Source organism: Microbacterium dextranolyticum (assembly GCF_016907295.1).
Taxonomy (GTDB): Bacteria; Actinomycetota; Actinomycetes; order Actinomycetales; family Microbacteriaceae; genus Microbacterium; species Microbacterium dextranolyticum.
On record NZ_JAFBBR010000001.1, the window covers coordinates 523,145 to 541,633 of the forward strand.

The 18,489-nt window shown below is 72.8% G+C and carries 18 protein-coding genes; 11 read left to right on the plus strand and 7 right to left on the minus strand.

Going from position 1 to position 18,489, the window contains the following annotated elements; genetic code table 11:
- Positions 1–103: 103 nt before the first annotated feature.
- Positions 104–781, minus strand: coding sequence for an alpha/beta hydrolase (locus JOE64_RS02260; RefSeq protein ID WP_204962761.1), 678 nt, complete (start codon positions 779–781; stop codon positions 104–106).
- Positions 782–847: 66 nt separating this feature from the next.
- On the opposite strand from JOE64_RS02260, the gene JOE64_RS02265 reads away from it, so the two are divergent.
- Genes JOE64_RS02265 through JOE64_RS02275 form a run of 3 tightly spaced genes read left to right on the plus strand, consistent with a single transcriptional unit; the run spans position 848 to position 4,320 of the window.
- Positions 848–1,510: an NUDIX hydrolase family protein gene (locus JOE64_RS02265; protein WP_204962762.1), complete on the plus strand. Its 663-nt coding sequence runs from the start codon at positions 848–850 to the stop codon at positions 1,508–1,510.
- Between the two features lie 8 nt (positions 1,511–1,518).
- The gene (locus tag JOE64_RS02270) at positions 1,519–2,334 is read left to right on the plus strand and encodes an AlbA family DNA-binding domain-containing protein (RefSeq protein WP_204962763.1); all 816 of its coding nucleotides are present in this window, start codon (positions 1,519–1,521) and stop codon (positions 2,332–2,334) included.
- Between the two features lie 54 nt (positions 2,335–2,388).
- Positions 2,389–4,320 carry a M3 family metallopeptidase gene (locus JOE64_RS02275; protein ID WP_204962764.1) on the plus strand — a complete coding sequence of 644 codons (1,932 nt, stop codon included), beginning with the start codon at positions 2,389–2,391 and terminating at the stop codon, positions 4,318–4,320.
- Positions 4,321–4,380: 60 nt separating this feature from the next.
- On the opposite strand, the gene JOE64_RS02280 is transcribed toward JOE64_RS02275, so the two are convergent.
- Both JOE64_RS02280 and JOE64_RS02285 read right to left on the minus strand, forming a co-directional pair.
- The gene (locus JOE64_RS02280) at positions 4,381–5,460 is read right to left on the minus strand and encodes a threonine aldolase family protein (RefSeq protein ID WP_204962765.1); all 1,080 of its coding nucleotides are present in this window, start codon (positions 5,458–5,460) and stop codon (positions 4,381–4,383) included.
- A 58-nt stretch (positions 5,461–5,518) separates the two neighbouring features.
- On the minus strand, positions 5,519–7,075 hold the full coding sequence (locus JOE64_RS02285; RefSeq protein WP_239531676.1) for a DUF6421 family protein: 1,557 nt from the start codon (positions 7,073–7,075) through the stop codon (positions 5,519–5,521).
- Positions 7,076–7,146: 71 nt separating this feature from the next.
- On the opposite strand from JOE64_RS02285, the gene JOE64_RS02290 reads away from it, so the two are divergent.
- The 5 genes from JOE64_RS02290 to JOE64_RS02310 all read left to right on the plus strand — a co-directional run bounded on the left by JOE64_RS02290 (position 7,147) and on the right by JOE64_RS02310 (position 11,925).
- Entirely contained in the window at positions 7,147–7,590 is a 444-nt protein-coding gene (locus JOE64_RS02290) for an Lrp/AsnC family transcriptional regulator (protein WP_204962766.1), read from the plus strand.
- 81 nt (positions 7,591–7,671) lie between these two features.
- Positions 7,672–8,907, plus strand: a complete 1,236-nt coding sequence (locus JOE64_RS02295; protein ID WP_204962767.1) for a sensor histidine kinase — start codon at positions 7,672–7,674, stop codon at positions 8,905–8,907.
- Entirely contained in the window at positions 8,904–9,563 is a 660-nt protein-coding gene (locus JOE64_RS02300; RefSeq protein WP_204962768.1) for a response regulator, read from the plus strand. Before JOE64_RS02295 ends, JOE64_RS02300 begins: the two co-directional genes overlap by 4 nt.
- A gap of 128 nt (positions 9,564–9,691) precedes the next feature.
- On the plus strand, positions 9,692–10,453 hold the full coding sequence (locus JOE64_RS02305) for an ABC transporter ATP-binding protein (protein WP_204962769.1): 762 nt from the start codon (positions 9,692–9,694) through the stop codon (positions 10,451–10,453).
- Positions 10,450–11,925, plus strand: coding sequence for an ABC transporter permease (locus JOE64_RS02310; protein WP_204962770.1), 1,476 nt, complete (start codon positions 10,450–10,452; stop codon positions 11,923–11,925). The genes JOE64_RS02305 and JOE64_RS02310 overlap by 4 nt, the downstream gene beginning before the upstream one ends.
- A 27-nt stretch (positions 11,926–11,952) precedes the next feature.
- Here JOE64_RS02310 and JOE64_RS02315 read toward each other — a convergent pair whose 3' ends face one another.
- Entirely contained in the window at positions 11,953–12,489 is a 537-nt protein-coding gene (locus JOE64_RS02315) for a hypothetical protein (protein WP_204962771.1), read from the minus strand.
- 57 nt (positions 12,490–12,546) lie between these two features.
- On the opposite strand from JOE64_RS02315, the gene JOE64_RS02320 reads away from it, so the two are divergent.
- Entirely contained in the window at positions 12,547–13,185 is a 639-nt protein-coding gene (locus tag JOE64_RS02320) for a 2-phosphosulfolactate phosphatase (protein ID WP_204962772.1), read from the plus strand.
- A 110-nt stretch (positions 13,186–13,295) separates the two neighbouring features.
- On the opposite strand, the gene JOE64_RS02325 is transcribed toward JOE64_RS02320, so the two are convergent.
- The 3 genes from JOE64_RS02325 to JOE64_RS02335 all read right to left on the minus strand — a co-directional run bounded on the left by JOE64_RS02325 (position 13,296) and on the right by JOE64_RS02335 (position 15,578).
- Complete coding sequence (locus JOE64_RS02325; protein ID WP_204962773.1) at positions 13,296–13,802, minus strand: SprT-like domain-containing protein; 507 nt, start codon at positions 13,800–13,802, stop codon at positions 13,296–13,298.
- Positions 13,803–13,882: 80 nt separating this feature from the next.
- On the minus strand, positions 13,883–14,410 hold the full coding sequence (locus JOE64_RS02330) for a hypothetical protein (RefSeq protein WP_204964932.1): 528 nt from the start codon (positions 14,408–14,410) through the stop codon (positions 13,883–13,885).
- 307 nt (positions 14,411–14,717) lie between these two features.
- Entirely contained in the window at positions 14,718–15,578 is an 861-nt protein-coding gene (locus tag JOE64_RS02335; RefSeq protein ID WP_204962774.1) for a spermidine synthase, read from the minus strand.
- 242 nt (positions 15,579–15,820) lie between these two features.
- On the opposite strand from JOE64_RS02335, the gene pxpA reads away from it, so the two are divergent.
- Both pxpA and JOE64_RS02345 read left to right on the plus strand, forming a co-directional pair.
- Entirely contained in the window at positions 15,821–16,576 is a 756-nt protein-coding gene (gene pxpA / locus JOE64_RS02340) for a 5-oxoprolinase subunit PxpA (protein WP_204962775.1), read from the plus strand.
- Positions 16,577–16,889: 313 nt separating this feature from the next.
- A complete protein-coding gene (locus tag JOE64_RS02345) occupies positions 16,890–18,470 on the plus strand; it encodes a 5-oxoprolinase subunit B/C family protein (protein WP_204962776.1) in 1,581 nt (526 codons plus the stop codon).
- Positions 18,471–18,489: the final 19 nt, after the last annotated feature.

Consider the following 18,489-nt stretch of genomic DNA (forward strand, 5'->3'; position numbering starts at 1 on the left):
CATCTTCGCGCGGGCCGCCGACATCGCTCCCGGATCTCGCGCCGGGCGAACGCGGGCCGATAGGATGCCGCGGCGGTCGCCTGGACGCACGCGGGGGTCGGTGTCAGCGGGCGGACTCCGCGAGGCGGGCGCGGAGGAAGACGACGACGTCGTCGAGTTCGTCCTGAGAGACGCTGTGGGTGAGGCCCGGATAGACCCGACCGCTGAGATCGACGAAGCCGGGCAGCCACTCGGTGCTGTGCGCGATGCGGTCGGCGGGGATGACCTCGTCGCGCGACCCTCGCCCCCAGAACACCGGCGGGCGCCGGGCCGCGAGCGCCGCGTCCGTCGGCAGGGTGCCGTCGGCGACGAAGCCGGCCAGGGCGACGACGAACCCGATGCGCTCGGGGCGCAGGCGCAGGGCCTGCAGGCCGATCACCGCGCCCTGTGAGAAGCCGAGCAGTCCCACCGGTGTCGCCGGGTCGACCGAGCGGTCCAGCCAGTCGAGCAGTACCGTCGCCGACGCGGTGATCGCGCGGGCGTCGCGCGCCTGCAGACCCTCGATAGGGAACCACGACCATCCGGGTGCCGGGAACGGCGGCGTGAGCGGCGCGCGCACCGCGGCCACGACGAACTCCTTCGGCAGATGGGGTGCGAGGGCGAAGAGGTCGCCCTCGTGCGAGCCGTAGCCGTGCAGAAGGACGAGGAGCGGACGGCCGGCGCGCTCCTCGGGAGGCGCCGACCACTGCACCGCCTCGTCATCGATGCGGGGGACGCCGTCGGAGACCGTGTTCTCGCCCATGCCCCCATCCTGGCATCCACCCCCGACAGGACGCGGCGTCGGGCCGGGACGGGGTATACAAGAGACATGGCCGTCCGAACCCCCGACCCCGACCCGAACGAGCGCGACGACGACGGGACCCCGCGCGATCCCCTCGCGGGCATCGGTGCGGGACGCTCGGGGCATCCCCTCGGCGACGGGTCCTTCGGGTCGCCCGCTCCCGGCAACGCCGCCAATCCGGGCTGGCTCACCGACATCGAACTCGCCGAAGCGCGCCGGCGACTGCCGATCCTCTACGTCGAGGCCGTGCCCGTGCGCATCGACGGCATGGGACAGGTCACCCAGATCGGCGTGCTGCTGCGCGCCACCCCGCTGGGGGAGATCACCCGATCGATCGTCTCGGGGCGCGTGCGCTACGGCGAGACCGTGCGCGACGCGCTGTTCCGCCACCTCGAGAACGATCTCGGCCCGATGGCCTTCCCGCTGCTGCCGCCGCAGCCGGTGCCGTTCACCGTCGCCGAGTACTTTCCGCTGCCGGGCGTCACGGCGTTCCACGACGACCGTCAGCACGCCGTCTCGCTGGCATTCGTGGTGCCCGTCACCGGCACGTGCGAACCGCGCCAGGACGCTCTCGAGGTGACCTGGATGTCGCCCGAGGAGGCGTCCTCCGATGCGCTCGCCGCCGAGATGGAGGGCGGCCGGTCGACACTCGTGCGCCAGGCCCTGGCCTCCGTCGGCGCGCTGCGCTGAGGATCGCCGTGCCCGCGAGTCCCACTCTCGTCGACTTCTCGGTCGCCCTGCCGGTCGTCCTGCTGCTGTCGTATCTGATCGCACGCGGAATCCGGCTGCTGTTCGGTCGCCGCATCGCGCTGTCGACACCGACGCTCACCATCACCGCCGTGCTCGGGATGAGCGTCGGGCTGCTCGTGGCAGGGCTCTTCCTCGTGGGCCAGCGGCTGTGGATGACCACGACCGTGCTCATCGTCTTCGGATGCAGCGTCGGTCTCAGCTTCATCGTGGCCGCCGTCGCCGCCCTCGTGCGCGGTGCGCGCGGCGACATCGACGTGGCGGCGCTTCTGCGCGCGGGCGAGTCCGATCGGGTGGAGTTCAAAGAGACGGCCCGCTGGAACGTCCGCGAAGACAAGAAGGATGCCCGGATGGAGGCCGTCGTCGCCAAGACGGTCGCCGCCTTCCTCAACAGCGACGGCGGCACCCTCGTCATCGGCGTCGACGACGCGGGGCACGCGATCGGCCTCGACCGCGACTACGCGACGCTGCGCACGCCCGACGCCGACCGGTTCGAGCTGTGGCTGCGCGACATGCTGTCGACCTCGCTCGGCAAGAATGCGGCGGCGCTGCCCACGATCCGCTTCGCCGAGGTCGACGGGCGTTCGGTGTGCGCCGTGCGGTGCCCCCGGGCCGGCGAGCCGGTCTTCGTCGCGCAGGGCGGATCGACCGATCTGTGGGTGCGGGTGGGCAACTCGACGCGCTCGTTCGGAGTCGATGAGGCGGTCCGCTACGTCGCGCAGCACTGGCGCCCGAGTCTGCGCAGCTTCGTGGAATCGCCGCACTGATCGCGGCCGTGCCGGTGCCCTGACGACGTCGATGCCGGCGTTTAGGCTCGAGGCATGACCGCTCCCGCTCCGATCGTCTACCCCTCCGACGTCGACGGATGGCTCGCTTTCGCCTCCGATCGCCCCGCCGCCGCGATCGCCCGCGTCGCCGACGTCGACGCACGGCTGACGGAGGCGAGCGCGCGTGGAATGACGCCCGAGGAGCGACTCGACCTGTGGAACGACGCCGACCTCGCGCTGCGACAGGCCACCAGCGAGGTGTACCTGCTGAGCGAGGCGCACCCCGAGGCCGCGGTGCGTGCCGCCGCCGAGGCACAGGTGCAGCGCCTCGAGGCGCTGTCGGCGGGGCGTCTGCTCGAGCGTGCGCTGTTCGAGGCGTTCCGCGAGATCGGCGCGGATGCCGGGAACGCGCTCGATCACGACCGCCGACGCCTGTGGCGCGACGTCCTCCGCGACTTCCGGCGCGGGGGTGTCGACCTGCCGGATGCGGATCGGGAGCGGGTGCGCGTCCTGTCCGACCGCGACACCGAGCTGAGCCTGGAGTTCTCGCGCAACATCCGGGACGGCCGCCGCGAGATCCGCGTCGCACCCGAAGACCTCGAGGGCCTTCCGCAGGACTTCCTCGATGAGCACCCGGTCGGCGACGACGGGCTCGTCCGGCTGACGACCGACTACCCCGACCTCATGCCGGTGCGCGAGTACGCGGTGCGGCGCGAGACGCGCACGGCGCTAGTCGCCGCGGCGAACGACGTCGCGTGGCCCGAGAACGAGTCGGTCCTCGCCGAACTGCTCGCCGTGCGCGCCGAGCGCGCCGACCTCCTCGGCTATGGGTCGTGGGCGGACTACGAGACCGAGCCGCGGATGATCGGGAGCGGTGCCGCGATCGCCGACTTCCTCGAGCGCCTCGACGAGGCGTCCGCTCCCGCCGCGGCGGAGGAGTACCCGGTGCTGCTCGCCCGCCTGCAGCAGGACGGCCCCACGGCATCCGAGGTGACGATCGCCGACCTCTTCTACCTGCTCGGTGCGCTGCGCCGCGAACGCCACGACGTCGACGCCCAGCTCGTGCGCTCGTACCTGCCTTTCGAGCGCGTGCTTCCCGGAGTCCTGGCCACCACCGGGCGTCTGCTCGACGTCGAGTACCTGCCGGTGGACGCCTCGGCGTGGCACGCCGACGTGCGATCCTATGACGTCGTGCGGGGAGGTGAGCGGCTCGGCCGCATCCACCTCGACCTCCACCCGCGCGACGGCAAGTACAACCACGCCGCGTGCTTCGGCATCGCACCCGGCATCGCGGGTCGGGTGCTCCCCGAGGCGGCTCTGCTGTGCAACTTCTCGCGCGGACTGATGCCCCACGACGAGGTCGTCACCTTCTTCCACGAGTTCGGGCACCTCGTGCACGACATCCTCGGCGGGCGCCAGCGCATCGCGCGGTTCTCCGGGGTCGCCACGGAATGGGACTTCGTCGAGGCGCCGAGCCAGCTGCTGGAGGAATGGGCGTGGGATGCCGACGTGCTGGCATCCTTCGCGGCGAACGCGGCGGGCGAGCCGATCCCCTCCGAGCTGGTCGAGAGGATGCGCGTCGCCGACGGCTTCGGACGGGCCCTCGAAGTGCGCCGCCAACTGGGGCACGCCAACGTCTCGTACCACCTGCACGTGGACCGGCCGCACGACCTGCAGTCGGCCACCGAGCACTGGTACCGCACCACGTCGCCCGTGCAGCCGCTCGCCGGCCGGCACTCCTATGCCGGATTCGGTCACCTCACCGGCTACGGTGCGTGCTACTACACGTACCAATGGAGCCTCGTGATCGCCCGCGATCTGCTGTCGGGGTTCGGCGGCGACCTCATGAGCCCCGAGGCCGCGGCGCGCTACCGTCGCGAGATCCTCGAACCGGGTGGCAGCCGCGACGCCGCCGAGCTCGTCGAGGCCTTCCTCGGCCGGCCCTCCTCGTTCGACGCGTACCGGGCGTGGCTCGACGCCGAGTGACCGACGCCGAGTGACCGACGCCGAGTGACAGCGGCGGGGTGCGAGCGGGCGGCGCGTGGCTCAGGTGAGACGCGCGAGCTCCGCGACGAACGCGTCGACGTCGTCCTCGGCGGTGTCGAACGAGCACATCCACCGCACCTCGGTCGTGGATGCGTCCTCCTCGCCGGCGGGGCCCCAGTCGTAGAAACGGAACATCGTGCGCAGCTCGTCCGCGGCGCGGCGGGGAAGGGTCGCGAACACGCCGTTCGACTGCGTCGGCTGGGTGAAGGCGACGCCCGAGATCGTGCCGGCCGCGAGCTGCGCCTCGACGCTCGTGCGCAGGCGCTGCGCCATCGCGTTCGCGCGCCGCGCGTTGCGCAGGTACAGGTCTCCCTCGAGCAGGGCGATCAGCTGCGCCGAGATGAACCGCATCTTCGAGGCCAGCTGCATGTTGAGCTTGCGCAGGAACAGCAGGCCCTCGGCGGCATCCGGGTTCAGCACGACGACGGCCTCGCCGCCGAGCGCGCCGTTCTTGGTGCCGCCGAAGCTCAGCACGTCGACGCCGACGTCGGTCGTGAACGCGCGCAACGGCAGGTCGAGGGCGGCCGCCGCGTTCGAGATGCGGGCGCCGTCGAGGTGCAGACGCATGCCCCGGGCGTGCGCGTGGACGGCGAGGGCCCGGACCTCATCGGGCGTGTAGAGGGTGCCGAGCTCGGTCGACTGGGTGATCGAGACGACGAGCGGCTGCGCGCGGTGCTCGTCGCCCCAGCCCCACGCCTCACGGTCGACGAGCTCGGGGGTGAGCTTGCCGTCGCCGGTGGGGACGTTCAGGATCTTGATGCCCGCGACGCGCTCGGGCGCACCGCCCTCGTCGACGTTGATGTGCGCGGTCGACGCGGCGATGACCGCGCCCCACCGCGGCAGCATCGATTGCAGCCCGGTCACGTTCGCCCCCGTGCCGTTGAACACGGGGAAGGCCTCCGCGGCGTCGCCGAAGTGGTGGCGGAAGACCTCCTGCAGCCGGGCCGTATAGGCATCCTCACCGTAGGCGACCTGGTGGCCGTCGTTGGCGGCGGCGATGGCCTCGAGGATCTCGGGGTGGACGCCGGAATAGTTGTCGCTCGCGAAGCCGCGGACGGTCGCGTCATGCAGGGTGCTCACGACGGATCAGCCTAGTTCGGCCGGTTCGCGGGGGATGCCGCGGGCACCGGGTAGCCCCTCACGCCGCACGCCCCGTGATCCCTTCCGTCGAGGCGATGACGTCGCGCATCTTCCTCTCCAACGCCTCGAAGAACATCGACAGGGGGAACTCGTCGTCGCGCACCGCGTCGGTGTACCCCTTCGGCGGCCCCGCGAGGATCTCGTCGCTCAGCCCGCGGGCCCACAGCGAGGCCGGGTGAGGCGTCACGACGTCGGAGACCAGCCGATACGCCGCGAGCCAGTGCGCGGTCTTCGGGCGGTCGATCGATTCCCAGTACAGGCGGTCGATGGCATCCGAAAGCGCGATGACCGCGCCGGGCACCCCGTCCCAGTCGAAGGTCAGTGCCGTGTCGGTCCAGTGCAGCACGCCCCGCTGATGCAGCCACGCGAACAGTAGCTGGCCGCCGAGACCGTCGTAGTTGCGCACCCGCGACCCGGTGATCGCGAAGCGGAAGATGCGGTCGAAGACCACGGCGTACTGCACGAGCTGCGCCTGGTCGAGCATCTCTGCCTCCGCCGCGGTCAGGTCGCCTCCCGCGTCGACGCGTGCCTGCAAGTGCGCCTCGATGCCGACGCACTCGCGGAAGGCCGTCAGGTCGCACCGCAGCTCCTCGAGCGAATAGAGGAAGAACGGCATCCGCTGCTTGATCATGAACGGGTCGAACGGCAGGTCGCCGCGCATGTGCGTGCGGTCGTGGATGAGGTCCCACATGACGAACGTCTTCTCGGTGAGCTGCTGGTCGGCGAGCATCCGCGCGGCGCCGTCCGGCAGATCGAGCTTGGTGATGTCGGATGCCGCGGCCACCACCCGTCGGAATCGTGCCGCTTCGCGGTCCTGGAAGATCGCACCCCACGTGAAGGTCGGGACCTCGCGCATCGCGACCGTCTCGGGGAAGAGCACCGCCGAGTTCGTGTCGTATCCGGGGGTGAAGTCGATCAGCCGCAGCGAGACGAACAGGCGATTCGTATACGTGTGCTCCAGCTCGTCGATGGACTCCGGCCAGATCACCTCGCACAGCACGGCCTCGACGAACCGGTTGCGCGATCCGTTCTGCGTGTACATCGGGAAGACCACCAGGTGCCGGAGCCCGTCGACCCGATCACGCTGCGGCTGGAACGCGACCAGCGAGTCCAGGAAGTCCGGAACGCCGAAGCCGCCCTCCATCCAGCGCGAGAAATCGGCGACGGATGCCTCGAGATAGGCCGCGTCGTGGGGGAAGAGGGGCGCGAGCGCGCGGATCGAGGTCGTGATCGCGGCGACGAGGGAGGCTGCACGCGGGTGATCGTCGACTGCCGGGACCGAGCCGTCCTGCACCTGCAGAGACTGCAGTTCGGTCGCCGCGGCCTTGAGCGAGAGCCAGGCGGGCTGCTGCTCGATCGGCGCGTTCGCTCGGTCGTCTTCGACGACCAGCCTGTTCGCTCGGTCGTCTTCGACGACCAGCCTGTTCGCTCGGTCGTCTTCGACGACCAGCCTGTTCGCTCGGTCGTCTTCGACGACCAGCCTGTTCGCTCGGTCGTCTTCGACGACCTCGGGCTCCCCGATGACCGTCTTCAAAGTTGACGCGGTCAGTGACATGTGAACCTCCGATCGACGAAAAGCAGGAATAATTCCGGCTGACATAGCTTGCTGCAGGTATTCTTCCATGCATGGAAGACGATGTCGACGCCCGGATCCTCGCCGCGGTCTCTCGGGACGGTCGGGTGACCCTCGCCGATCTGTCCGCCGACGTCGGTTTGTCCGTCTCTGCGGTGCAGGCCCGTCTGAAGCGGCTCGAGTCGCGCGGCGTCATCAGGGGGTACCGCGCCGTCGTCGACCCCGAGGCGGTCGGGCGCCCCCTGTCGGCGTTCGTCGAGATCACTCCACTCGACCCCGGCCAGCCCGACAACGCCCCCGAACTGCTGCAGCACCTCTCCGAGATCGAGGCCTGCCACTCGATCGCCGGCGACGCCGCGTACATGCTGTTCGTGCGCGTCGCCTCGCCCCGTGCGCTCGAAGATCTCATCCGCGAGATCCGGCACATGGCCTCCGTCAACACCCGCACCACCGTCGTCCTGCAGACGTTCTACGAAGGGCGGCCGCTCGTGCCCTGACCTCCGACCGGGCGGCCGTCGGTGGCGACATACATCCCGCGGCGGATGCCACGGCATCCCGCTCTCGCGTAGCGTCGGAGGGTGTTCCGATCGCTGACCCGCACGCAGCGCAACGTCGACATCGTCGTCGCTGTGCTGTTCGGGCTCTGCTCCCTCGCTCTCACGATCGTGCCGTGGGACTCGGTGGGCTCGGCCCTGCTCTCGCCCGGGGTCGCGCTCGCGATGGCGCTCGTGCTCTCGGGGGTCTTCGCCGGTGCGCTCGCCCTGCGACGCCTCGCACCCGGAGTCGCACTCGGGATCGCGTGGGGCGCCGCGCTCATCCAGATGGGCTCGGGTCTGCCCCCGCTCCCCGCCAACGTCGCGATCTTCGGGATCCTCTACACGTGCGCCGCGTACGGCACGCGACGCGTGTACTGGACCGGCCTGGCCTCGTCGCTCGTCGGTGCTGCGGCCATCTCGGTCTACCTCGTCGCTCTGCCGATCCTCCGCAACGGCGCCGGCAACGGTGCCGTGTCGTTCGCCGCCACCCTCGTGTTCGCGAGCGCCGCGACCTTCGCCGCGGCGACCTTCGCACTGCTGCTGTCGTGGACGGGGGGCGCGCTCGTGCGTTCGAGCATGCGTGCCCGCGACAACCGCCTGGCGCAGCAGCTCGCCGAAGCGGCGGCGGCCGCCGAGGCGGAGCGCACCCGCATCGCGCGCGACATGCATGACGTCGTCGCTCACTCGCTCGCCGTCGTGATCGCACAAGCCGACGGGGCGCGCTACGCCGCGGCATCCGACCCGGCCGTCGCGACGGCGGCCCTCGGCACCATCTCGTCCACGGCGCGCGCCGCCCTGTCGGACGTGCGGATGCTCCTGACGCAGCTGCGCCATACCCAGGCCGAAGGTCCGCAGCCGACCCTCACCGAACTCGAGCAGCTGTACGCCCAGGTCCGCGCGGCCGGCATCGAGCTGCGCGTCGAGGTCTCGCCCATGCCGCCGGCCGACGTGCCGGCTGCAGTCCAGCTCGCCGTCTACCGGATTCTGCAGGAGGCTCTCACCAACGCCCTCCGACACGGGGCTCCCGACCCCGTCACCGTGCGGCTGGCGTGGCACCCTGGACGGGTGGATCTCACCGTGCGCAATGCCGTCGTCGGGGCGGAAGCCCCGGCATCCGCCGCCTCCGAGGGCGCGCGAGGCCATGGGCTGATCGGCATGCGCGAGCGGGCCCAGCTGGTGGGCGGCACGGTCGATGCGGCGCGGCAGGGCGACGTGTTCGTCGTGCACGCCGTCCTCCCGGTCGCCACGGCCGACAGGGCGAGCGGAGGTGCCGCGTGAGCGCCGCCGTGCGTGTCGTCCTGGTCGACGACCAGGCCCTGTTCCGCGCCGGCATCCGCATGGTGATCGACTCCCAGCCCGACCTGGAGGTCGTCGGCGAAGCCGGCGACGGCGCCGAGGGGCTGCGCGTCGTGCGCGCGACCCGGCCCGACGTCGTGCTCATGGACATCCGGATGCCGGTCATGGACGGCCTCGAGGCGACGGCGGCGCTCCTCGCCGATCCCTCGTTCGGCGACGCCCCACCGCGGATCGTCATGCTCACCACCTTCGACCTCGACGAGGCCGCCGCGCGCGCGATCCGTCAGGGGGCGAGCGGGTTCCTCCTGAAGGACGCCGATCCCGAGTTCCTGCTCGCGGCCATCCGTTCGGTGCACGCCGGGTCGGCGGTCATCGCGGCATCCGCCACGCGCGACCTCTTCGCGCACTTCTCCGAACCCGAGTCGAAGCCCGTGCCGCCTGCGTACGGCGACCTGACCGACCGCGAGCGGGAGATCTTCGCGCTCGCCGCGCGCGGCCTCTCCAACGCCGAGATCGCGCAGCGCGAGTTCCTGTCGGAGGCGACCGTGAAGACCCACATCAGCCGCATCCTCGCCAAGCTCGGCGTGCGCGATCGGGTGCAGCTCGTCGTCTTCGCCTTCGAGCACGGCCTCGCCTGACCCGCCCGTCGCCGCGCGCAGCCGGCGCGACAGGCCCGTGCGACGGACGACGGATCATCCTCCCGATGTACACGCTCGCGACGCGGGGCCGACGCGGGGGGATGCCCCGCATTCGTAGCGTCGAAGGCATGGAGATCACGACCACACAGCTCGGGCTCGCCGCCCGGGTGCAGAACCTCACGAAGACCTACGGCTCCGGCGAGTCCGGGGTGCGCGCCCTCGCCGACGTCACGGTTGGCATCCGTCGCGGCGAGTTCACCGCGATCATGGGTCCCTCCGGGTCGGGCAAGTCGACCCTCATGCACATCATGGCGGGACTCGACGCCGCCACCGCCGGCCGCGCCTGGATCGGCGACACCGAGATCACCGGCCTCTCCGACCTCGAGCTGACCCTGCTGCGCCGCCGCCGGGTGGGATTCATCTTCCAGGCCTTCAACCTCGTGCCGACCCTCGATGCGCTCGCCAACATCCTGCTGCCCTTCGACCTCGACGGGCGTCGACCGACCGCGCTCGAGCGCGCGCGCATCGACGGCCTGATCGATGCCCTCGGCCTGCGCGAGCGGCTGCGCCACCGCCCGCACGAGATGTCGGGCGGGCAGCAGCAGCGCGTCGCGATCGCGCGCGCACTCGCGACCGCTCCCGACCTCGTGTTCGCCGACGAGCCCACCGGAAACCTCGACTCGCGATCGAGCCGCGAGGTGCTGGCTCTGCTCGCCGCGGCCTCGCGCGACCAGGGCCAGTCGATCGCGATGGTGACCCACGACCCGGTCGCCGCCTCGCACGCCGACCGGGTGCTCTTCCTCGGTGACGGCCGGATCGTCGCCGACAAGCCCCGGCAGAGTGCCGAACAGGTCTCGGCGTTCATGCTCGCCGCGGAGGTGGCCTCATGAGCGCGGTGCTCGCGTCCCCCGACGTGGATGGCCGTACCGCGGCCTCCCCGCGCGAGGGAGCGGCGTCATGGGCGTGGCTGCGCGAGCGCGGCATGGGGGCGACGGTCCTCGTCTCCGGCATCTCGACGGCGTTCGGCGTGCTCCTGCTGAGCGCGACCGGGTACATCGCCGCGTGGATCGGATCGGATGCCACACTCGGCGACAGCGGGACCGCGGCGACGGTCATCGGCATCCTCAGCGTGCTGTTCCTGGGAGTCGCGGTCTACGTCGCGGCGATCGTGACCGCCAACACTTTCGCGACGATCATCGCGGGACGCACGCGCCGTATCGCGCTCCTGCGGTTGATCGGCGCCTCGGCGAGGTCCCAGCGCGGTGAGGTCGCCCGCCAGGGGCTCGCGGTCGGCGCCATCGGGGCCGCCGCGGGCCTCGTCGGCGGCACGGCGACCGGCGCCCTGTTGCGCCTGTGGGCCGACGCGGCACTCGGCATCTCCACGGATTTCCAGATCCTCCAGCCGGTGCTCGTCCTGCCCGCGATCGCGGTCGTGCTCACGACCTGGGCCGGAACGTGGAGCGGCTCGCGACGCGTCCTCACCGTCACGCCGCTGCAGGCGCTGTCGGGGTCGGCCCCGCGCACGCACGAGCAGGCCGGTCGCTCCCGCGGTCGCACGATCTCGTCGCTGCTGCTGCTCGTGGCCGGCGGAGCGCTCCTCGCCGGCGGCGTGATCCTCGGCTTCACCAGCCCGAGCGGCGTCATCGTCGCGTTCTTCGGAGGCATCCTCTCCTTCACCGGCCTCGTCCTCGCCGCCGTCCTCTTCCTGCCGCCGCTGCTGCGCGCGACGGGGCGACTCATGGGGCGCTCGGCGACGGCGCGTCTCGCCGCCGAGAATGCGCTGCGCTACCCCGAGCGCACGAGCCGCATGGCGATCGGCGTCGTCATGGGGGTCACCCTCGTCGTCATGTTCGCCGTGGCGAACGAATCGGTGAAGCTGCTGCTGACGACCGCGGCGGGCGGCGAACTGCCGGCCGAGCTCGGCAGCATCATGGACACCTTCGCCGCCATCATGATGGGGCTCGTCGCGGTCTCGGCGGTCATCGCCGGCGTGGGACTCGTCAACCTTCTGACGATCGGCGTCGTGCAGCGTCGCCGTGAGCTCGGACTGCTCCGCGCGCTCGGTCTCAGCTCGGCGCAGGTGCGACGCGTCGTGCTGTTCGAAGCGGTGCACATCACGGTCACCTCGCTCGTGCTCGGCCTCATCCTCGGCGTCGTCTACGGATGGATCGGTGCGCAGTCGCTGCTCGGATCGGTCGCCCTGTCGGCCACCGTGCCGCCGCCGACCTTCATCGCCCCCGGGGTGCCGTGGGTCCCGGTGCTCGTCGTCGTCGCGGCCACCGCGCTTCTCACGATCATCGCGACGGTCGTCCCGACGCGGCTGGCCACGCGCGTCACCGCCGTCGAGGCGCTCGCCGAGTAGGCGGCTGCCGCGCAGGCGATCTCCGTCTCAGTCGGACGACCCCGACGGGGCCTCACCGGTGAACTCCGGATCGTGGGCCCACGTCGGGGCCGTTCGGCGTAGCCGGGCACCGCGCCACTGCCACGTCGCCCACAATGCCGGCCACAGCGCCGGCGCGGCCGGTCCGCCGATGACGAGCCGATCGCGCCACAGCGTCTTCGTCGGGTCGCCGGGTGCGGCCGAGACCGCCATCTGGTGGTCCCAGACGTCGAGCGAGGCCAACGGGCCGGTCAGCGGGATGCCGCTGTCGCGGAGGATCCGCACCGGTCCGCGTGCCTCCGGCACGTACCGTTCGCTCACGTGGATCAGCTGGTCGCCGAGCCCGACACCGACGGACCCGAGGCCGAGTCGCATCCGCACCGGGACGTCGGCGCCCGGTTCGAGGGTCGGCGGCAGGGCGCCCGATCCGAGCGGCTCGAGCTCGACCAGCGGGCCGTAGAGCTCGGCCACGGCCCGAGGGGAATGCAGGGCGCGCCACGCCGCATCGGCGTCGCAGTCGAGCACGAGCTTGAGCATGATCCGCATGCGGCCAGTCTGGCACCGCGGCACGCGCCCCGGCAGCCGTCGACGTAGCCTGGAGCCATGCCCGCGCCGTTCGACCAGTCCCGCTATCAGGTGCGTTTCGAGTGGGGTGCGGCAGGCCTTGACCGCGTGGCCGCCGCCGATGTCGTCGTGGTCGTCGATGTGCTCCGATTCTCGACGACCGTCGCCACGCGTGTGGCGGATGGCGAGCGCGTCGCGCTGGATGCCGCGGCGCACGCCGTCTCGCTGAACGGCGCCGCGGTGGCCGAGCGGGCGGCCGAGTCCGGCGCGCTCGTCCTCCTCGGCGGCCTCGTGAACGCGTCGGCCGTCGCGGACGCCGTGCTCACCGAACAGCACCGTCGAGCCGAGCGCACGAGCATCCTCGTCCTCGCCGCGGGCGAGCTCACCTCGCGCGCCGCGGACGCGCACCTGCGCTTCGCCGTGGAAGACCTGCTCGGCGCCGGGGCGGTGATCGACGCCCTCGGAGCCCGCGGGATCGACCACACGTCGCCGGAGGCCGCGGCTGCGTGCGAGGCGTTCCGTGGCCTGCGGGGTGCCGTGCGGCACCTGCTCACGGCGAGCGGATCCGGTCAAGAGCTGATCGACCGCGGCGCGCGCGACGAGGTGCTCGCGGCGGCGCGGGTGGATGCCATGGCATCCGCCCCCGTGCTGCGCGACGGCGCGTTCGTCGCGGGGTGATCTCGCGCCCGGGTGTGGCTGCCGCCTTCGGTGCTGTGGGCCGTGGCATCCCTCGGCGGTCAGCGGCATCGATCCGTCGGGCGGTGCGGCGTCGGTGCGGCTGCGCCGGCTCAGGGCGTGCCGGCCACTTCGCGCGGGGTCATCGCGGCGCGCCGCGCCTCGGCGGTGATCTCCCGGCGGGTCCAGACGAACAGGTAGCGGTCGTCGAACGTGCGCGAGCACACGGCGCACGACGTGGGTCGCGCCGCGACGCGATGGCGGTAGGCGACGTGGCCCGCCGGGCAGACGCCGACCCACGGCGCGAGCTCGGTCGCCGTCTCGCCGCGATGGGTGACCCCGCCGGTGTAGCCGATCGCGCGTGCCGTGCGCTTCCACGCCGCGCCGTGGCCGGCCCGAGACCCGGCGAGAGCGTGCGCGATCTCGTGCAGCAGGGTCTGCCGGTTGGTCTCGTCGTCGTACCTCGCGGACAGGTACCGCGACACCGTGATGCGCTGGCGCGTGTAATCGCAGGCGCCCGCGCGGCGTTTGGCGTTGTCGTACGTGAACGACCACGTCGGGTCGAGGTGTCGGGCGATGAGCTCCTCCGCCTCGCGACGGAGCACGTGCAGATCGGACATGCGGCAGCTCAGGTGTCTCTGCGCAGTGCGGACGGACGGGCGGTGGTCATGCCCGACAGGCTAGAACGGACCGCCGACACTCAGCCGGCGACCGACACGTCGGCGCGACGCCGCTCGGCGGCGTCGATCGCGGCGAGGGTCGACTGCAGCTCCGGCTCGGGGGCGCCCGCCTCCTGCCGCAGGAACAGCGCCCGCTTGAAGTCCGCGCGCGCGTTCACGAAGTCGCCCGCGTCGTAGAAGACCTTGCCGCGGTGCTGGTAGGCGAAGGCGGCGAGCGCCGCCCACCCCTGTCCTTCGGCCTCTTCGCCGCACGTGGTGAGCTCTTGCACGGCCGCGGCATACGCGCCGCGGAACTGCAGGACCGTCGCGTGCAGCACCCGGGCGCGCAGCAGGTCCTTGCGGGGTCCGCCCATGCGCGCGACCCGCACCGACTGCTCCGAGACGGCGAGCGCGGCGTCGAGGTCGCCCGTGACCTTCAGCAGCCAGACGCGCTCCAGGAGCGCGGGCAGGGAGCGCTGGTCGCCCAGTTCGTCGAGCCGCTCGCGGCAGTGGCGTACGTCGACGATCTCGCGCAGGGTCTGCGGGTCGAATCCCTGGATGTAGCTCACCGGCATCCCTCTTCTTCTCGCGCGGTCGTTCTCGCGTGCAGGCGTCTCCCGCGTGCGCACGGATCGCGGGAGGGTCGTCGGTCCAGTGTCACCCGACACCGCGGGCATCCGTCGACCCCGCGCGGCGTGCCGCGCAGACGGCCCCCGCCACCCATCGCCGCCCCGGCCCTGGCCCGAACTCCTCCGATTCGTGCCCGCTTTGCCCCGTTACGCAGATTCTGCACACGCCGGGTGCCGAACTGGAGGAGTTCGGTCCGCAGCCCCGGGCGCACGCGGACGCGGAGCCGAGGCCGTCGTGAGCCGTGCGTCAGCGTTCGAACAGCGAGGCCGACGGCTTCGGCGAGGCCGTCGCGTCGGCATCCGTCACGGGAACCGCGCCCCGCACGAACGCGTCGATCTCGTCGCCCTGCGCCACCTTCGCGGGGTGCGGCCCGGCGGCCATGAGCCGGGGCAGCCATTCGACCGGCAGCGGTGCCGCGGATGCCGCGATCACGAGATTCCCGAAGCGCCGCCCCTTGAGGGTCTGCACCTCGGCGAGCACGATCACCTCGGACAGCACCGCGCGCACGGTCGCCACCTCGCGTCGGGCGAAGGCGAGCCCCGCACCGTCGGCGATGTTCACGAGCAGCACGCCGTCGGGCGCGAGCAGACCCGCGAGCACGCGGAAGTACTCGATCGTGGTCAGATGCGCGGGGGTCTGCGCGCCCGCGAACACGTCGGAGACGACGAGGTCTGCCGCGCCCTGCAGGCCCGCAGGCAGCTTGGCGGCCACGGCCCGGGCGTCGCCGATGCGCATCCGTACCTGGGCGGACCGGGCCAGGGGAAGCTCCGCGCGGACCAGATCGATCAGCGGCTGTTCGAGCTCGATCACCTGCTGGCGCGAGCCCGGACGCGTCTGCTCGATGTAGCGGGGGAGGGTCAGGGCGCCGCCGCCGAGATGGATCGCCGTGAGCGGCTGCCCGGGCATCCGCAGGCGGTCGATCACCGCTCCCATCCGTGCGACGTACTCGAAATGCAGATGCGTCGGATCGTCGAGGTCGACGTGCGACTGCGGGGTGCCCGCCACCTCGAGCTCGTACCCGCCCGCGAACCTGCTCGGCACGACGCGGGCGATGCTGCCGTCGCTGAGCCGTGTCTGCGCCGGCTCTTCGAGGTGTGCGCGGGCCATGCGACCACGGTAGCGGGCGGCGAGCCCGGTGCGGCGACGCATGCCGCGGCTCGCCGTGGGCAGCTGACGGGGTGCGTGGCCGGCGGGCGAGGGTGGCGTCTCGGCGCGCGAGATGACAGAGCGCGCGGCAGTGCGCGTGTGGCGGGCGGGGCGTGGATGCCGGTGTGCGTGGTGCACTGCGGACGAGCGCCGCCCCGCGGCGGGCACGACGGCGCCGGATGCGGGGCGGCTAACGTGGCCGCATGAGCACGATCGACCTGAACGCCGACCTCGGCGAGACGGTCGACGGCGAGCCGACCGCCGATGATGCGGCCATGTTCGCGGTCGTGTCGAGTGCGTCGGTCGCCTGCGGCGGACACGCCGGCGACGCCGCCTCGATGCGTGCAGCCATCGCGCGCGCCGCCGAGCGGGGAGTGGCCGTCGGTGCGCATCCGTCGTACCCCGACCGGGCGGGGTTCGGGCGCCTGCCGATGGTGCTCGGTGCGGCGGAGCTGCGAGCGGCGCTCGCCGAGCAGTTGGCCGCTCTCGTCGCCGCCGGGGCGGACATCCGCTACGTGAAGCCGCACGGGTCGCTCTACCACGCGGTGCGTCGCGACGCGCGGCACGCCGCCGCGGTCGTCGCCGCTGTGGCGGCGCTCTCGGAACGCGCGGGGCGTCCGATCCCGATCCTCGGGCTCGATGGCGAGATCTCCCGCGCTGCCGAAGCCGCCGGGCTGCCGTTCCGACGCGAGGCCTTCCTCGACCGCGGCTACCTGCCCGACGGCGGCCTCGTGCCGCGCGGCGACCCCGGCGCCCTGCTGCGCGACCCCGACGTCGTCGCCGCGCGGGCCGTGCGCCTCGCCCGCGACGGCATCGTCGAGGCGGTCGACGGGGCATCCGTCGACACGGGTGCTGCGTCGCTGTGCCTCCACGGTGACTCCCCGGGCGCGGTGGCGATGGCCCGCGCCGTCCGCGCTGCCCTGGATGCCGCCGGGATCGGCGTGGCGGCGCCGTGGTGAGGCCCGGTCTCCGCGCCCGGGTTGTGGTGAGGCCGGGGCACCGCGCCGGCGTGGCGCCGGTGCCGGGTCGCCCCGCCGGGGTCGTGTTGGTGCCGGGTCGCCCGGTGCGTGAGGGGTCAGCCCCCATCCGCAGGATCAGCCGCGGCGCGGGCGCTCTCGGAGACCTCACCCGCCTCATCCGTCACAGGTGCTCCTGCCGTGTGGGGGAGAGCCCGCGCCTCGCCGCGCGAGCCGTGCCCACGTCCGTGCCCGGACGGATGCGGAGGTCCGCGCCCGCGCCAGCCGCCGCGGCGACGACGCGGGGCGTGCGCCGGTGACGTCCCGGGTGCTGCCGTTCGGCGATCGCGCGGTACTGGCCGAGTGCGACACGCTCGAGGACGTGCTCGCCCTGCACGCGCGCCTCGCGGCGTCGCGGCCCGACGGCGTGGTCGATCTCGTCCCGGCGGCGCGGACGGTGCTCGTGCACGTGGATCCGGGCCGGCTCTCGCTCGCCGCGGCGCGTGCCTGGATCGCCCGCCTCGGTACCACACCGGTGGCGCGGGCTGCGGATGCCCCGGTCGTCGAACTCCCGATCGTGTACGACGGTCCCGACATCGAGGACGTCGCCCTGGAGCTCGGCCTGAGCGCCGCCGATCTCGCGGCGCAGCACGCGACGTGCGAATGGACCGTCGCCTTCACCGGCTTCGCCCCCGGATTCGGGTACCTCGTCAGCGACGGCTGGACCCACGACGTCCCGCGTCGTGCCAGCCCGCGCACGCGCGTGCCCGCCGGTGCCGTGGGCATCGCCGCGGGCTTCACCGGCGCCTACCCCCGCGAGACGCCCGGCGGATGGCAGCTCATCGGGACGACCAGCGCGCCGCTGTTCCGGCCGGATGCCTCGCCGCCTGCGCTCCTCGCCCCCGGAACCCGCGTGCGGTTCGTGCCCGCCCCGGCCGGTGCTCTCGGCGACCGCCATGCGCCGCCCCTCCCCGTCACCTCGGAGACCGCTCCCGCCGACGACGTCGCCCCAGGCACCGCCGCCACCCCCGCCCCGGTGCTGCGCATCGAGGCGCCCGGTGCGTTCGCGACCGTGCAGGATGCCGGACGAGTCGAGCACGCCGCCGAGGGCATCGCCGTCTCGGGGGCCGCCGACCGCGCGGCGCTGCGTCGGGCCAACCGGCTGGTGGGCAACCCCGAGGATGCGGCTGTGATCGAGGTCGCCCTCGGTGGGTTCCGCGCCGTCGCCCAGGCCGATCTGTGGGTCGCCATCACGGGCGCGTGGGGGCCGATGCGCCTCGGCGGGCGGCAGGTCGACGCCTCGGCGGCGCACCGGTGGCGGCGCGGCGACGAGCTCGAGCTCGGAGCGTTCGATCGAGGCCTCCGGGCGTGCATCGCCGTGCGCGGCGGCCTCGGCGGGGTCGCCGACGTCGGTTCGCGCTCGACCGACACGCTGTCCGGGCTCGGGCCGCGCCCGCTGCGCGCGGGCGATGTGCTCACGATCTCGGACCCGCGTCCGACGCGCCCGGTCCCGCCCGAGGATCTGCATCCGTGGAATCCGCCCGGCGGGGTCATCGACGTCGAGGTCGCCCCGGGGCCGCGCGCCGACTGGTTCGCCGACCCGCTCGCTCTCTTCGAGACCTCGTGGACCGTCTCGCCGCAGGCCGATCGCGTCGGCATCCGTCTCGACGGCGACCCGCTCGTCCGCTCGCGCGACGGCGAGCTGCCGAGCGAGGGGATGCTCCCCGGTGCGATCCAGGTGCCGCCCGACGGCCGCCCCGTGATCCTCGGGCCGGATGGTCCGGTGACGGGCGGCTATCCCGTCATCGGGGTGGTGGCGGATGCCTCCCGCGATGTCCTCGCGCAGGCGCGGCCCGGCACGCGCATCCGGTTCCGCCACGCCCGTCTCATCGGGTGACGGCGGGCGAGTCGGGGCC

Excerpts from the sequence above, each read along its gene's own strand:
- JOE64_RS02260 (WP_204962761.1), bottom strand. The coding sequence starts at position 781 with ATGGGCGAGAACACGGTCTCCGACGGCGTCCCCCGCATCGATGACGAG.
- JOE64_RS02305 (WP_204962769.1), top strand. The coding sequence starts at position 9,692 with ATGGAGATCACGACCACACAGCTCGGGCTCGCCGCCCGGGTGCAGAAC.
- JOE64_RS02320 (WP_204962772.1), top strand. The coding sequence starts at position 12,547 with ATGCCCGCGCCGTTCGACCAGTCCCGCTATCAGGTGCGTTTCGAGTGG.
- JOE64_RS02310 (WP_204962770.1), top strand. The coding sequence starts at position 10,450 with ATGAGCGCGGTGCTCGCGTCCCCCGACGTGGATGGCCGTACCGCGGCC.
- JOE64_RS02335 (WP_204962774.1), bottom strand. The coding sequence starts at position 15,578 with ATGGCCCGCGCACACCTCGAAGAGCCGGCGCAGACACGGCTCAGCGAC.
- JOE64_RS02315 (WP_204962771.1), bottom strand. The coding sequence starts at position 12,489 with ATGCGGATCATGCTCAAGCTCGTGCTCGACTGCGACGCCGATGCGGCG.
- JOE64_RS02265 (WP_204962762.1), top strand. The coding sequence starts at position 848 with ATGGCCGTCCGAACCCCCGACCCCGACCCGAACGAGCGCGACGACGAC.
- pxpA (WP_204962775.1), top strand. The coding sequence starts at position 15,821 with ATGAGCACGATCGACCTGAACGCCGACCTCGGCGAGACGGTCGACGGC.
- JOE64_RS02325 (WP_204962773.1), bottom strand. The coding sequence starts at position 13,802 with ATGTCCGATCTGCACGTGCTCCGTCGCGAGGCGGAGGAGCTCATCGCC.
- JOE64_RS02290 (WP_204962766.1), top strand. The coding sequence starts at position 7,147 with ATGGAAGACGATGTCGACGCCCGGATCCTCGCCGCGGTCTCTCGGGAC.
- JOE64_RS02285 (WP_239531676.1), bottom strand. The coding sequence starts at position 7,075 with ATGTCACTGACCGCGTCAACTTTGAAGACGGTCATCGGGGAGCCCGAG.
- JOE64_RS02275 (WP_204962764.1), top strand. The coding sequence starts at position 2,389 with ATGACCGCTCCCGCTCCGATCGTCTACCCCTCCGACGTCGACGGATGG.